Source organism: Aestuariibacter salexigens DSM 15300, from assembly GCF_000429145.1.
GTDB lineage: Bacteria > Pseudomonadota > Gammaproteobacteria > Enterobacterales > Alteromonadaceae > Aestuariibacter > Aestuariibacter salexigens.
This window is the reverse complement of the sequence record NZ_KE386852.1, coordinates 116,379-132,072: the sequence shown is the minus strand read 5'-3', so window position 1 is coordinate 132,072 and position 15,694 is coordinate 116,379. Positions and strand designations below refer to the sequence as shown.

General features: G+C 46.3%; 13 protein-coding genes. 8 read left to right on the top strand and 5 right to left on the bottom strand.

Annotated features, from left to right (window positions below):
• Positions 1-60: 60 nt before the first annotated feature.
• From G441_RS0116960 to phoU, 6 genes are all read left to right on the top strand, one after another.
• Positions 61-1,125 carry a TolB-like translocation protein gene (locus G441_RS0116960; protein WP_026377439.1) on the top strand — a complete coding sequence of 355 codons (1,065 nt, stop codon included), beginning with the start codon at positions 61-63 and terminating at the stop codon, positions 1,123-1,125.
• Between the two features lie 104 nt (positions 1,126-1,229).
• Entirely contained in the window at positions 1,230-2,318 is a 1,089-nt protein-coding gene (locus tag G441_RS0116955) for a substrate-binding domain-containing protein (RefSeq protein WP_026377438.1), read from the top strand.
• 133 nt (positions 2,319-2,451) lie between these two features.
• Positions 2,452-3,840, top strand: a complete 1,389-nt coding sequence (pstC, locus tag G441_RS0116950) for a phosphate ABC transporter permease subunit PstC (protein ID WP_026377437.1) — start codon at positions 2,452-2,454, stop codon at positions 3,838-3,840.
• Between the two features lie 18 nt (positions 3,841-3,858).
• Positions 3,859-5,151, top strand: coding sequence for a phosphate ABC transporter permease PstA (gene pstA / locus G441_RS0116945; RefSeq protein ID WP_026377436.1), 1,293 nt, complete (start codon positions 3,859-3,861; stop codon positions 5,149-5,151).
• A gap of 77 nt (positions 5,152-5,228) precedes the next feature.
• A complete protein-coding gene (gene pstB, locus G441_RS0116940; RefSeq protein ID WP_084407427.1) occupies positions 5,229-6,050 on the top strand; it encodes a phosphate ABC transporter ATP-binding protein PstB in 822 nt (273 codons plus the stop codon).
• Between the two features lie 12 nt (positions 6,051-6,062).
• Positions 6,063-6,779: a phosphate signaling complex protein PhoU gene (gene phoU / locus G441_RS0116935; protein ID WP_026377434.1), complete on the top strand. Its 717-nt coding sequence runs from the start codon at positions 6,063-6,065 to the stop codon at positions 6,777-6,779.
• A gap of 40 nt (positions 6,780-6,819) precedes the next feature.
• On the opposite strand, the gene G441_RS0116930 is transcribed toward phoU, so the two are convergent.
• The 4 genes from G441_RS0116930 to G441_RS0116915 all read right to left on the bottom strand — a co-directional run bounded on the left by G441_RS0116930 (position 6,820) and on the right by G441_RS0116915 (position 12,777).
• Positions 6,820-8,700 (bottom strand): HAMP domain-containing methyl-accepting chemotaxis protein, encoded by a 1,881-nt coding sequence (locus G441_RS0116930; RefSeq protein WP_026377433.1) that lies wholly within the window; start codon positions 8,698-8,700, stop codon positions 6,820-6,822.
• A gap of 260 nt (positions 8,701-8,960) precedes the next feature.
• Complete coding sequence (locus G441_RS0116925; RefSeq protein WP_026377432.1) at positions 8,961-10,289, bottom strand: OprO/OprP family phosphate-selective porin; 1,329 nt, start codon at positions 10,287-10,289, stop codon at positions 8,961-8,963.
• Between the two features lie 247 nt (positions 10,290-10,536).
• Entirely contained in the window at positions 10,537-11,958 is a 1,422-nt protein-coding gene (locus G441_RS19025) for a sensor histidine kinase (RefSeq protein WP_051275689.1), read from the bottom strand.
• A 90-nt stretch (positions 11,959-12,048) separates the two neighbouring features.
• Positions 12,049-12,777, bottom strand: a complete 729-nt coding sequence (locus tag G441_RS0116915) for a 16S rRNA (uracil(1498)-N(3))-methyltransferase (RefSeq protein ID WP_026377431.1) — start codon at positions 12,775-12,777, stop codon at positions 12,049-12,051.
• Between the two features lie 650 nt (positions 12,778-13,427).
• Between G441_RS0116915 and G441_RS0116910 the strand changes: the two genes are divergently transcribed.
• The gene (locus G441_RS0116910; RefSeq protein ID WP_026377430.1) at positions 13,428-14,255 is read left to right on the top strand and encodes a mechanosensitive ion channel family protein; all 828 of its coding nucleotides are present in this window, start codon (positions 13,428-13,430) and stop codon (positions 14,253-14,255) included.
• Between the two features lie 48 nt (positions 14,256-14,303).
• Here G441_RS0116910 and G441_RS0116905 read toward each other — a convergent pair whose 3' ends face one another.
• Entirely contained in the window at positions 14,304-15,107 is an 804-nt protein-coding gene (locus G441_RS0116905) for a M48 family metallopeptidase (RefSeq protein WP_034475490.1), read from the bottom strand.
• A 119-nt stretch (positions 15,108-15,226) separates the two neighbouring features.
• On the opposite strand from G441_RS0116905, the gene G441_RS19020 reads away from it, so the two are divergent.
• A complete protein-coding gene (locus tag G441_RS19020) occupies positions 15,227-15,691 on the top strand; it encodes a hypothetical protein (protein WP_156896403.1) in 465 nt (154 codons plus the stop codon).
• Positions 15,692-15,694 lie beyond the last annotated feature (3 nt).

The window sequence follows — 15,694 nt, the reverse complement described above, 5'->3', positions numbered from 1 at the left end:
TTTTTGACGATCCTTGTCTATATTTCTAACAAATCCTCTGCTTACTTAGTGCGCCGTGCAATGACAAAAATCGCTTTTGCTATCTCCTCGGTATTTCTTACATCGGCATTTTCAGCACAATTTCCGCTCAACAAATTACCTCCACACATTACGTTAGAGCAGGAGTATGGTGAGCGACCGGATTGGGCGCCTGCTGGTTCAGACAAATATATCTTTTTAGATAAGGCCGGCGGCCATCCTTTTGAAAAAAGCATCTCTACCGGCAAAGTACGATCTATTCTGCCGCCTAGCTGCGATGATTGCAGGATGTGGCGAATATATTACCTCAAAAATGGTGATTATCTTATGACCATAGGCGATGACCGGGGTAGTGCGACCATTCACATTGTTGACAAAAATCTAGATAAACCTGCCTGGGACTCTGGCGTTATCGCCCATGAGGGTGTGGCGGTATCTCGACACTCATGGCAACTTGCCTGGACTGACGGTCCCAACATTCGATATGGCGAGATTGGGTATGCAGAAAATGGTACCCCACATCTGGACAAGATAAGGGTGATACTTAACGTTGATGAGCTAAAAGAACGGGATAAACACATTGCCGGTGAAGGCGAGGGCGCTACACGTTATTTCGACTATCACGAACCTCAGAACTGGAGGCCGCCTCATGATAAAGAACTTATCTTCAGTCGTTACGGTACGTCTAATACTGGAAAGTACTCAGCAGAGGTGTGGCTCTGGAATAAAGAGACTGACGAGATTAAAAATATGTCTAACCGGCATGATTTTTATGACGAGCCTGAAGGTGTTTTTCCAAGTGGCCAATACACGCTTGTTGAGTCTGATATGTTTTTACCAGAAAGTCAGCATGCACAAATTCTTGACCTGTATATGATGCGACTTGATGGTAGCGGCGATGATATGAAGCGTCTGACGTATTTCGCTGATTTTAAAATGCCAGACAGTGCTGTCACCTTCAAAGCCAATCAGGGGGTAATTTCACAAGATGGCAACTATATGCTGTTTGGAGAGGGGCACTCTAACACCAATGACCAGCCTGGCTCGGGGTTTGGCATTTACCTATTCGATTTTAAAAAAGCGGAACTCTTTAAAAAGCCTGAATAAAACGTCGCCACAGAATCATTTTAGGGTAGTAATAAAAGTGTCATAAAGTTTTCCTATACTTGCTCCCGATTTGAAATCTAACCGATTTATTAACGGAAACATCTATGAAAAAGTCGATGATTATTACTGCCCTTGCACTAGCATCTGGCCTGACGTCTGGTGCCGCAACAGCAGCGCGAGACTATATCAATATCGTGGGCTCATCCACAGTTTACCCTTTTTCTACCGTTGTCGCTGAGCGCTTTGGTCGCGCAACTCAATTTAAGACACCAAAAGTTGAATCAACGGGGTCTGGTGGTGGACTTAAGCTATTTTGTAGTGGTGTTGGCATACAGTTCCCTGACATTGCAAATGCATCACGTCGTATCAAACAATCTGAAGTCGCAATGTGTAATGAGAATGGCGTTACTGAGATCGTAGAAGTATTGGTCGGGTTTGACGGTATTGTCATCGGCAACTCAACCGAGGCCAAACAAATTCAATTTACACGCAAGGATTTGTTCTTGGGGCTTGCTAAGTATGTCCCAAATCCGGACGGTTCTGAAACTACTGTTGAAAACCCTTATAAAAACTGGAGCGAAGTCAACCCGGCATTACCTAATCGTGCAATTGAAGTGCTTGGGCCTCCTCCAACATCTGGCACAAGAGATGCTTTCGTTGAACTTGTCATGGAAGCGGGATGTGATCAAATCGACTGGGTCGCAGACTTGAGTAAAAAGGCAAAGGCTGCGGCCAAGGCTGGAAACTCTGCTAAAGCGGACGAACTTAAAAACCAGCATAAGACAATGTGTCAGACCGTGCGTGAAGATGGCGCGTTTGTAGAAACAGGTGAAAACGATAATCTTATCGTACAGAAACTGAACGCAAGTCCAGATGCATTCGGCGTTTTCGGTTTTAGCTTTCTTGACCAGAATATAGATGTTATTCAGGGTTCAATGATTGATGGTTTTGCACCAACATTTGAATCTATTTCCGACGGTTCTTATCCTGTTTCTCGTCCTCTGTATTTCTATGTCAAAAAGGCACACGTGGGCGTTATTCCAGGTATTCATGAATATATTAAGGAATTTACCCACGAGCGTGCATTCGGAGAAGAGGGTTATCTTGCGGACAAGGGAATGATTTCGCTAGACCGCGCGGCTCGCCGTCAAACCAGTCAAGATGTGAGCAATCTAAAGCTGTTGCAGCTATAATCCGGCACTATTACAGGCTCTAAGACGAGCCTGGTGTGTGAACGTAAAAACCGGCTTTCGTTGAGAGCCGGTTTCGATTTGTCAGCCGTATGAAACGGCTTTTTGTTGGGCACCTATACATAACAGAGGTTTTATGGATACGTCGATGTTGTTGGTTGTTGGCCTGCTTATGACAGCCATCGCCTATATCGCCGGCCGCGGGCGATCAATTTCTGTCGCGAGTGGCGTAGGTGGAGTGAAAAATCTCAACTCTTTGCCATTTTACTACGGCGCGTTGACGGCACTATGGTGTGGTATTCCGAGTTTTTTGTTGTTAGCTATCTGGGCTATTTTTGATGACTATTTTATTAGTCAAATTGTTGTTCAGGAATTGCCAGAACATGTAAAGAACATGAGTGAAAGCGAGCTTGGGCTGCTGATGAACACCGTTGTGAACACAGCACAAAATAGTTCTCTTGGCTTATCAAGTGAGCCACATATCTTGCAAGCGGCAGAACGTCTCAGAGGACTTGAGCAAACCAATCAAATGGCTATGACCGTAGCGTTTATCTCTGCCGGTATCATCATGATGATGGCGACCTGGCTTCGCATAAAGTCTAATATGCCGGCTCGAGTGCATGTTGAACACGCTTTTAAATGGCTGTTATTAGGCAGTGCCTGCGTTGCGATTTTTACCACTGTTGGCATAGTATTGTCAGTGCTATTTGAATCGCTCCGTTTTTTCCAATCTGTACCTGTTACTGATTTTCTTTTTGGGTTGCAGTGGAGCCCACAAATGGCGATTCGGGCTGACCAAGTTGGCGGCTCGGGCGCGTTCGGTGCTGTTCCCCTTTTTGCGGGAACCATGCTGATATCCATGATTGCGATGTTAATTGCCGTGCCTACAGGATTGATGGCTGCTATCTACCTCGCTGAATACGCTCATCCTAAAGTTCGCAGCACGATTAAGCCTGTTTTAGAAGTGCTCGCGGGGGTCCCAACCGTTGTATATGGCTTTTTCGCAGCGTTAACCGTTGCCCCTGTTTTACGCGATACGGGGTCGTTGATAGGTTTAGATGTGTCTTCTGAGAGTGCCCTGGCAGCTGGACTGGTCATGGGTGTGATGATTATCCCGTTTGTCTCTTCCCTTTCAGACGATGTTATCACTGCGGTACCACAGTCGTTGCGAGACGGTTCTTTTGGGCTTGGTGCTACGCATTCTGAAACAATAAAGAAAGTGGTAATTCCTGCCGCCTTGCCCGGTATTGTCGGCGGGGTACTGCTGGCTGTGTCCAGAGCCATCGGTGAAACAATGATTGTGGTGATGGCTGCTGGTCTGGCTGCGCATTTAACGATGAATCCGTTGGAATCAGTCACAACTGTAACAGTACAGATTGTGAAAACATTGGTCGGTGATCAGGAGTTCAATAGTCCGAAAACGCTGTCTGCATTTGCCCTTGGTTTAATGCTATTTACCGTGACATTGGTATTAAATTTCATCGCGCTGCAAGTGGTGAAAAAGTACCGAGAGCAATACGAATAAGTTCTAAGAGGGATTACCGTGAACAAGTCATCACAAAACGTCACTCTGGAGAAGGTTAACCAGAGTCTAGCTCGCAGGTATCGCGCTGAAAAGCGCTTCCGGGCTTATGGAATTGGGGCAATACTGTTTGGCATAACGTGTCTGGTTGTGTTGTTTACCGACATCATTGGTAAAGGGCATAGCGCCTTTTTTCAAACCCATGTCTATCTCGAAGTCACGATGGACAGCGACACGCTTTACATTGATGATCCGACTGACCCTCAGCAGATTGCCGGAGCCGACTATCTGGCGGTGGTCAGGGCATCTCTAAGTGAACGCTTCCCGGACGTCAGTGGTCGGAGAGACAAACGTGCGCTTTATGCGCTTATCAGTAACGGTGCAGACTTTGAACTGCGCAAAAAGCTCGAAGCGGATCCGCAGCTTTTAGGAAAGACATTTGGTGTCTGGTTCCTTGTCGATGATGATGTGGATACTTACTTCAAAAGCCGCTCTGATGACGGTGAAGGCGGCTTTGATGGCCGCTTGAATGAGAAGCAAATTACGTGGGTAGAATCATTAATTAACGAAGGCGTAATGGAAAGTCGCTTTAATACGACCTTCTTTACGTCTGGTGATTCTCGTGAGCCCGAACAGGCCGGTATCAAGGGCGCCATTATGGGGTCTCTATTCACCTTATTGGTGACTATTGCATTGTCTTTTCCCATTGGCGTTGCTGCTGCTGTCTATCTTGAAGAGTACGCTCCGCGAAATCGTTTCACTGAATTTATTGAAATAAATATCAATAACTTAGCAGCTGTTCCGTCAATCATATTCGGTCTGCTTGGCTTGTCTATTTTTATTGGTTTCTTTGAAATGCACCGATCCATTCCTTTAGTAGGTGGCTTGGTTCTCACTTTAATGACCCTGCCCACGATTATCATATCCAGTCGGGCAGCGCTTAAAGCCGTCCCCCCCTCTATTCGTGATGCAGCGTATGGACTTGGAGCATCGAAGATGCAAGTGGTGGTTCACCACGTCATTCCTTTGGCAATGCCCGGAATGTTGACAGGGGCCATAATCGGACTTGCGCAAGCGTTAGGTGAGACAGCGCCGTTGTTGATGATCGGTATGGTCGCATTTGTCGTTGATATTCCCGGTGGGATAACCGACCCTGCAACTGCGCTGCCTGTGCAAATCTTTTTATGGTCAGACAGTCCTGAGCGCGCGTTTGTTGAACGTACTTCAGCTGCCATAATGGTGTTATTGGTTTTCCTCATCTCGATGAATACCTTAGCCATTTGGCTACGCAAGCGCCTTGAGCGCCGCTGGTAGATGCCTGAATTGAATTGGAGAAAAATGTGGAAGCAGTAATTCAAAAAAAATCAGAAAAACAAGGCATTGACGAAGTTATGCCATCAAATGAGCCTCAAGATATCCAAGTTGGGGACAAGACTGTCGGTAAACCATTTGCTGATAACCCCAAAATGGCGATGCGTAATGTCAACGTGCACTACGGTGACAAGCAGGCCATTTTTGACGTCAATCTGGACATTGCCAAGAATGAAGTCATTGCCATGATTGGCCCATCAGGCTGCGGTAAGTCGACATTCCTGAGATGTTTGAACCGCATGAACGACACCATTGAGAGCTGTCGTGTGACGGGGCAGTTTATTTTAGATGACCAAGATATTTATCATCCTAAGCAAGATATCGTGCCACTGCGTGCTCGTGTTGGAATGGTTTTTCAAAAGCCTAACCCGTTTCCAAAATCAATTTATGAAAATGTCGCATACGGACCGAAAATCCATGGACTGGCTTCACGTCGTGTTGAGCTGGATGAAATCGTCGAAGTGAGCTTGCGAAAAGCGGGCTTATGGGAAGAAGTGAAAGACCGTTTGCATTCAGCCGGGACGGGGTTGTCCGGAGGACAGCAACAACGTCTTTGCATTGCTCGCTCGATTGCCGTGAGTCCTGAGGTCATTCTGATGGATGAGCCATGCTCTGCACTGGATCCAATTGCCACGGCAAAAATTGAAGAGTTGATCGCTGAACTGAAACAAAACTTCACCATCGCCATTGTTACACACTCAATGCAGCAGGCGGCAAGGGTATCAGACAGAACGGCTTATTTTCATTTAGGCAAACTTATAGAAGTAAACGACACCAAGCGTGTATTCACTAACCCTGAGCATGACTTGACTGAAGCATATATCACTGGTCGTTTTGGTTAATAGGGAATAAATATGGACAAGTTACACTTAGATAAGCACATATCACAACAGTTTGACATGGACCTAGAGCAGTTGCAGACCAAACTGCTTGAAATGGGGGGCGTAGTAGAACAGCAAATCATTGACGCCGTTAAATCTATTGAAAATGCAGACAGTCAACTTGCTGAAAAAGTCATTCAGGTTGAAGATGATGTCGATTTACGGGAAGTAGCTCTTGATGAAGACTGTACGATGGTACTGGCCTGTCGTCAGCCAACGGCATCAGATCTGCGTATGGTCCTTACAGTTACGAAAATGACCCGAGACCTGGAACGTATGGGAGACGAAGCGCAAAAAATAGCAAAGATGGCTATCTCGCTTCATAACAATGGAGCGGCACCCGGCGGGTATGAAGAGGCTCGTCACATGGGTGCCTTGGTTCAACAGATGTTACGCAGTGCACTTGATGCGTTTGCACGATTGAACGTAGAGCAAGCGCTTGAGGTTGCCAGAGCAGATAAGCAGGTCGACAGAGAATACAAATCGGCGATGCGCGAAATCATGACCTACATGATGGAAGACCCACGCTCTATCTCGCGATCCATGAACATCTTGTGGACCTTGCGCTCACTTGAACGCATTGGTGACCACACGCGTAATATTGCCGAGCACATTATATTTTTGGTGAAAGGCTACGATGTGCGACATCAAAGCGTTGCGGATATTGAAAATAAAATAAAAGGGGCATAATCGCCCCTTCACCTTGCATTGTGACCAATAAACAGCCTCGTTAGGTTTTAAACTCGCCAACCACTTTCGCTAATATTTTTGCCTGCTCGTCAAGTGTGTTGCTCTCTTGTGCATTGCGTTTGGCATTGTCACTCACTTCTGAAGCGATATCGCGGATCCGTACGACATTTTCATTCACTTCAGAGGCTACCTGACTTTGTTGGTCGATGGCGACCGCCACATGCGCAGTCATTTCCATGATGGTTTTAATATCGCTGGTGATTTTGTTAAGTGATTCGCCAGCTTCGGAAACCTGCTGAGCACTCTCAAGCCCCTGAGATTGGCAATCTTGCATTTGATTTGAGATTTCATTGGTTCGCGCTTGTAAGTTGGTGATGATTGATTCAATTTCCAACGTTGATTCTTGGGTCCGCATAGCAAGGTTACGCACCTCATCGGCTACGACGGCAAATCCTCTGCCCTGTTCGCCCGCTCTTGCTGCTTCAATGGCAGCATTCAGAGCCAGTAAGTTAGTTTGTTCTGCTATTCCCCGTATGACATCAAGCACTGAGCCAATAGTCTGGCTATCTGCTTCAAGCTTATTGACACTGTCGTTTAACTGATTGAGCGTTTCTGACAGCGCCTGTATCTGTTTCACGCTGTGGTCAATGTCTTGCTTTCTTTGCATCGCATCATTGCTGGTTTGTTCTGCCTGGTCTGCCATTAATGTAGTGTTACGTGACACGTCTTTGATACTGGCTTGCATTTCAGTCGCTGCAGTTGCCACCATATCACTTTCGGTCTGTTGCTTAGCCATACCTTTACTGGTGCTCTGGACACTCAACGCGAGACTACTGCAGGTCGTATTGAGTGTCTGTACTGCTCGATCAACATCGTTAATGAGGTCTCTGAAAGCATCTAACAGGACATTCAGAAAACCGGCCAGACTGGCAATTTCATCCTTTCCTTGTGGCGTTATGCGCAGAGTTAAATCATTATTTTCTCTAATTTGTCTAACAACACCACCCATATGCGTAAGCGGGGTCAAAATGCTTTGTGTGACAAGCCATACCAGTAAAACAATGATCGCAATGGTTGCTGCAAACAAACAAATGCCAAAGATGAACGCACTGTTTCTTGCACTTTGCAGGCTGGATAATCCTATTTCTTGCAACGTTGCCAGAGCTGTCTCAGTTTGATGAATCGTACTACGCATCTCGCCCCGTACGCCATCTTCCGGAGTCAAACCTATCTGTTGTTGCTTTTCCACCAAAGAACGAAATCTGTTTTGATATTGAGTAAGGGAATCTACTATGCGGTTGGCAACGGCGGGGCTAAAGTTTTCGCTCTCTATCGCTGACATGAAATCAGAAATATTGGCATCGAAGGTGTCGAGATATTTCAAATCAAGACGCAGCATGAAATCTTTTTCGTTTCGTCTTAACTGCAGCATATGGGTCAGTAATTTGTAGTTATTTAGCTGCTCAAGCGACGCTTCGACATCATGCACGGCAGTGCGCAATCCACCATACAAACCGTCTTTCGGATGTAAGCCAATCTCTTGTTGAAAAGCGACTAATCGTTTGAACTCATCATGATATTTATCGATTTGGCTAAGGAAGGCTGTTAACGAGTCGCGCTCAATACCAAAATCCATAAATTGGTCGCTAAGCTTTTGAACATTGTCTCGTGTAATACCGACGTTGTTAGCTAGCCTCTCTACATACTTCATATCGTTTCTTGCTAAAAAGTCTTTCTCATTACGCCGCAACATCAGCATGTTGGCATTGAGTTGCTCCAACTCTTGTAACATGCTTCCCAGGTTGGTAAGGCGATTCATGTAATAAATCTTTATCGAAAGCATTAAAAGCATGCCAAGTGCAATGACAATAGTGGTGATTAACAACCGCTTTTTAACGCTTACTTCTAATAATGCTTTCATTTCCTTTTCCTTGCAGCGAGGTGTGACTTACGTTCCGAAGCTTTCAAATCTAATCGGTATACAAAGTGATGTTTCTTCACTCAAATGCGTTAACGTATGTAATAAAGGTAATCGACGTTTTGAATAATTTCCTTGAAAGTTGGGAGTTTTGCCGATGTAAGTCGCGGTTGAGCTCTTCTAATAATGTATTCCGCCGATATCGATGCAAAAAAAAGCCACCCGATTAGTGGGTGGCTTGTTTGTAAATATCAGAAGAAAACTTAGAACCCTACCTGAGCTCGGGCTCCCCAAACATTCACAGAGTAATCATTCGGAGCGCCTTCAACAATATCAAAGGCATTGCTGTACAACAGATGTCCGTAGTTAAGTAAAAATCTTACGTTATTGATAGGCGTCCAAATAAGTGACGCATGGAATGCATCTTGTACACCACCATTTATACCGGCGTCTTCGAGATCCAAGGTGTCATAACGTACATTTATCTGCCACGCACCTTTGCCACCCGCACCTACCGGGTTGCTCACTTTGACGCCTTTAAATACACCGCCTTTGTACTGGCGCGTATCGTTGGTCAAGAAATATCCAGCCTCAATGGCACCGCCAAAGAAACTTGGATCATCCAATGCAGTACGATCAACATTCATTGTGTGTATTTCAGCCTGCGCATGGAAGCGGCCAGCAATGACTGCTGCTTCCAGACCGTAACTGGTTTCTTTCTCTGCGCCCTGAATTCGCCCAGTATTGATAAAGCGTGTATCGATGCTGTGGACAAAAGGTCGTGCGCGATATCGCACATTATCCGTGCTGTCTTTCAGATCACGCACATGCAGTGAGCCACCAAAGTGCATCTGCATACCGTCTATTTTCGGTGATATAAATGCACGAATGTCTGTGTTCAGTGCATTATTGCCATCATCCAGATCGTCTATGTTGTCTGTAAACAAACCTGCTTGAACAGTGGCAGCGCCCAATTTGGTCTCGGCAGACATACCGACTTTACGTTCAAACCCGAACGCATCTGTGAAAGCTGCGCGCTCTATAAAACTGCTGTCATTACTGCTAGTCAATTCTTCCAGACTTTGGAAGTTGTTATGTTGACCGAATGCAAATTTCCAGTCTCCAGTCTTGTACGTGAGGATGGCGTCTGTTAGCTCAATCCCGCCAGCCATATCAGCTTCAACTTTATAGCCAAAACCACCAGGCATTGATCCCTGTATCCCTAATCGAATGCGACGAGCTTCACTAGAGAAACCCTCGCCAGGAACATTAAGGTTTTCAGGCACTGATGACAAATGGGCAACATCATAAAGTGCTCTGCCTCGTGCTTTAACACTCCAGCCGTCACCTTTGATTTCTGGCGCACCCTTCCAATTAAAGTCTGGAGCGTTGTTGGCCTTTTCTACTTTTGTAGTGTCGCTCTCTTCAGCTTCTGCGAGTTGGCCACGTAAAGTAGTCACTTCCTGCTCCAACTTTTTCAGGCGCTCTAAAAGCTCATTAGCTTGCTGCTGGGAAAGACTGTTAGCCGCAACCGTAGGAGCCATAAGGCCTAAAGCGATCGAAGTAGCTAGTGTTATGGTTCTAAACTTCATAAGTGCGTTCTCCAATATTCAGTGTCGGTGCACCGAATCAATACCCGTTTATCGCGATGTAACAACACGGTAAGCAAATCGGTGCATTAACCTTATCGTCAATAAATGTAGCCCGAAATTTGCAAACTGTGGGTATTGATAGGCTTTGTTCGGGGAGCACTTTATGCCATTTGTATGTCACTTTTGTGACAAAAGTGAATTATTCTGCTGGGAAGTTTTTAACGCAGTGAATTTAGAGCGCAGTACTTCATACAGGAAATTGAATGGTGAAGTGAACTCCTCTGCCGGGCGATGACTGACAATCAATACTGCCACGCAGCACTTTAACAGCCAGATTGTAACAGATATGCATACCAAGTCCGCTGCCACCTTTATCTTTGGCCAGGGTGAAAAATGGTCTGTATAAATTTTCGATCGTGTTGTCAGTCATGCCCTTACCGTTGTCCTTATATTCAATGACAACATACTTTCCTTTTCGGCGTGACTTAATAATTATTCTGCCACGTTGGTGCGGCTCAAATGCATGGCTTGCTGAATTCATGATCAAGTTAATCAGCAGCTGACTGATTGCGCCAGGGTTGCTCACAAATGCCAAGTCTGGGTCAACATCGATACAAAACAAGTGCCTGGCGTGTTTCAGCCGTGGTTTTAGCGACAGCAAAACCTCGTCAATATAGTCCGTCATATTCAAAGGACGTGCATCTTGAGAGTGTTGATCTATGGAGAGCTGCTTAAATGTTTTAATCAGCTCGGTTGCGCGAAATAAATTACGCTCGATAATATCTGCAGCTTCAGATGTCTCGTTAAATGTGCGGATGAGATTTGAGCGGGTTAGCGTGTCGTTTTGCAACGCCTGTGACGATTGCTGCAACATTTCAGAAAGATGCGAAATCGCTGTAATGGCCACACCGACCGGAGTATTAATCTCGTGGGTCAGGCTCGACATCATGGTGCCAAGCGCGGCCATGTTCTCCATTTCTATGAGCTGGTTGCGCACTTCATTTCTCTGCTCCAGCGCTTTACGTAAAAGCAGATTGGCCTCAGTGAGCTGTTTCGTGCTATCAGAGTGACTTTCCTGTAATTGCCTGTTTTCAGTACGTAAGCTATGTATCTGATTGGCGCGTTCGATAATGTCAGCGATAAGCTGAGTCACCTGAGCCAAACGTTCTCGTTCCTGCTGTGTCGGCTCTATGACAGATTCTGAATAAAGGGCAAGACTGCCAAAAACGGATGAGTCCGACAGCACCACAGGGTAAGAGCAACATGAATGTATGTTGTGCTCAGCGATTAAATGTTGGAGCGGTTGCCAATTCGGGTGCACGCTGACATTACTGGCAAAATGTGGGCGTCTTTCATATACGGCGGCACCACAACTGCCTGAATCCGCGTCAATTATAATGTGTTTAAGGGCCGATAAAAATGTCGTTGGCAGGTCAGATGACGCGACGGGCGACAGGGTGAATCCATCCTGGTTGATTTTCATCAGGACACATCGGCATTCAAGCCAGACACTCTCAATGGCTTTAATTGTCGGGATGAGTGCCTGACTTAGCGGCTGCCCGCCGATAAGTGCGTCAAGGGCGCTAGCTTTGGAGCGTGCAAAAACAGGGTGGTGTTGTATCGACGTTGCAACGACGTCGTCTGTATCGATCGCTCTCAATGACAGCATTGTTATTATTCTTTTGCTGCTTAATTGTTAATCAATGTAACAGATTGTTTCAGCGAGGAAAAGCTCTCTGGCGAAGGCAGTTGACCTGTATCAAAGGTCGCCGTACATCGCCTGTAATGTCGCAATGGCTGCCACCGCCGCTGTTTCAGTGCGCAGTATCCGAGGGCCCAGATCAACGCCATGAAAGCCACATTGTTCAGCGCTATACATTTCCTGGTCGCTCAGGCCGCCCTCTGGCCCAATGAGTAACCTCACGCCGCCGGTGGGTAGGGATAACTGCCGTAGCCGGTGAGTAGATTTTGGCTGCAGGATAAGTCTGAGTTGATTGGTAGACTGCTGCATCCATTCGCTTACTGATATTACAGGGTGGATATCAGGTACTACGTTTCTGCCACTCTGCTCACACGCGCCAATAGCAATTTTCTGCCACTGGCCGCGTTTTTTTTCCCATCTTTCCGGCGGTAACTTTACCGCGCATCGCTCTGTAATAACCGGTGTGATGTCATTCACACCAAGCTCTACCGCTTTCTGAATTGCCCAGTCCATTCGGTCGCCCTTGGATACGCCTTGGGCCAGATGAATGGATAACGATGACTCAACGGACAATGACAGCTTGGCATCTATATTCACCGTTGCGCTGCGCTTATCTGTGTGCACCAAGGAACCGCTGTACTCATTGCCATCTCCGTTGAAAAGGACAACCGGATGGCCTGGCTTGAGACGCAACACGTTGACAACGTGATTTACGGCATCTTTTTCAAGTGCAATTTGCGAGTCGCTGCTTAAAAGCTGGGAGTGATAAATTCGTGGGATCCGCATGACAGTAATGTGGCTCGATTCACTGATATTGATGTCGGAAGCGAAGTCTACCATGAAGCATCAGCGGCACAATATGGCTGCCCTAGATTTACATAGAAGCAATGCTATTCGCCGCGCGTGGCGACGAATAGCATCACGTTACTGCCTAATTGACCTTTATTAAATCAGTTGACGTCACCGAATGGCTGGTCTCCTGATTAAGTGTAGAAGGAGAGTGATGCCCTTTGCGAGCATACTTGGTGTGCTTTCCTGTGTCCCTGGTCAGCGAGAAGATAAAAAGCACCACCACGGTTATGAATAGCATTGAAAGAACTAACATTTTCAATTCCTTTAAAAATATTAAGCTGACTCTTTTGTAGAGCACTCAATACCCATCAATGTCGATGTTTTGAGTCTCATAAAGATAGTCAAAAACCTGTCAAATTAAAGTCGGAGCAGCATATTTTCTTATATCGATAGTCAAATCAATGAGATACCAATATTCTGTGCTTCTAACCTCTTTAAAGTAACATCTTGATATGACAGTTTTATATATTGTTAGATATACCTATGGATAATTTTACCCAGTGCGTTATAACTACACTCTGACACGTTCGTCACCGATCTTTGTTGACGCGCGTCAACACTCAACTCGTTAACAGGAACAACACATGGATATGAATGCAGAACAAATGCAAGAAATCATTGATCTCTACGTGATACCTTGGGGCATCAATATCGTCATGGCGCTATTGATTTTTATCATTGGTCGCATTGTGGTCAATGTACTGGTCGGCTTGTTTGGCAAAGTGATGTCCAAATCGAAGTGGGACGACATGCTGATTGACTTTGTTAAGTCAATTATTAGCGCCATTCTGATGCTGTTTGTGATCGTGGCATCGCTCGATCAGTTGGGTGTCGACACTACATCACTGGTGGCGATTTTAGGTGCGGCAGGTCTGGCTATTGGTCTGTCGTTGCAGGGGTCGTTACAGAATTTTGCGGCTGGTGTGATGTTGCTGGTGTTCCGTCCCTTTAAAGCCGGAGACTTCGTTGAAACCGCAGGTGTCATGGGAACGGTTAAGAGTATCAGTATTTTCACGACCATTATGACAACGCCAGATAACAAAGAAATCATCGTGCCTAATGGCAAGATTTATGGTGACAACATTATCAATTACTCTGCCAAGGACACTCGACGTGTTGATATGGTCATCGGCATTGCTTACGACGCTGACTTGCTTAAAGCAAAGAATATCCTGAACGAAATGGTAGAAGCGGATGAGCGAATTCTGAAAGATCCTGCACCAAAAGTGGCGGTGTCTGAATTAGCGGATAGCAGCGTCAATTTTGTAGTGCGTCCGTGGGTTAAATCCGAGGACTATTGGGGCGTTAAATTCGATTTTACCGAAGCGGTGAAGTTGCGATTTGACCAGGAAGGTATCGGCATTCCATTCCCACAAATGGATGTGCATTTACACAAAGCCGACAGCGAATAATTAGTCGTTATTGGAAAATGAAAACGGGCCAGATAATGGCCCGTTTTTTTATGGATTGCAGCGGGGCCTCTCCGTACTGGCCTTATACAGCGCCATTGCAGGCTGCATATTGGCCTGTAGATCTTTGATACGAGTTTGAGGTGCTGGGTGGGTAGAAAGAAATTCTGGCTGTTGCCTGCCACCACTGGCTTTTTCCATATTCTGCCACAAGCTTACTGCCTGCTGTGGGTCGAACCCTGAACTCGCCATTAGATCTAATCCAATCAGGTCGGCTTCAGATTCGTGAGTGCGGCTAAATGGCAACTGCACACCGACCTGCAAACCCAGTCCAATCGCAGCCATAATGGGCTGACTATAGGCAACCTCGTTGGCGTTGATTATTTGCCTGGTCGCCTCAGTGCCAATCTGTATCAACGTGCCTTGTGACATTCTTTCATTGCCGTGTTCAGCGATCACGTGGCCCACTTCATGTCCGATAACCGCTGCCAACTGATGCTGATTGGTGGCAACCTTTAGCAGCCCAGTGTACACCCCAATCTTACCGCCAGGCAGCGCAAACGCGTTTACCTGCTCATCATCAAACACAACAACTTCCCACTGGCCAGCGAAAACGGATTGAGGAACCTGCCTGGTGATGAAACCAGCAACACAATTGACATAACTGTTCTGTTGTCCACCTTCTGTGACTTTTAGCTGCGTTTTCATACCATCAAACGCCTGTGCACCCATCACTGACAGTTCCTGGCTCGAATACAGTAATAGCTGACTGCGACCGGTGGGGGAGGTCGCACAACTGCTTAACAGGAAAACCGATAAAAACGTGATAGCAACCGTGCGGAGCGTGCTTCTCATAGTGTGATATCCATTAATTAAATAAAACGCTGCCAAAACCAACGTGGTTAAGCTTTGGTTCAGCTTAGCAGAACTACTTTAACTTTAACTCAGCAAAAAAGTCCGGTGAAGGAGTTATCGTGAAATCTGTTACGAAAATAGCGTTGGCATTTAGCGTAATGGCATGGTTAGGTGGTTGTGCCTCGTCGGGGGTGCATCGTGCGGCGGAAAATCAGTTTGTGACAGAGTTCTACGCCTATGTTCACGATGTCAGGGAAGTAAAATTCAAATCCTATGCGGGAGAAGCGGCAGCTGTGGGGGCGGTGGATGGCATGATATCCAGTATTCACCGGGATGGTGACGATATTCTCCGCGGTGCGCTGTGGGGAGGCCTCATTGCCGGCGCGCTGACGGCCCTGTTTGAAGGTGACAACCGTGGCTTCGAGTATGATTTGGATGCAGTGGATGGCGATACCGTTACCGTCATTATCGACCATCAGCCTGCCACGTACGGCGACTGCGTTAAAGTGCGTGTCGCCGGTGAAGTATCATTGAACCGGGTTGATGGCAGAGTGTGCGAACTAGAGGCGGAAGCGTATTATTAACGG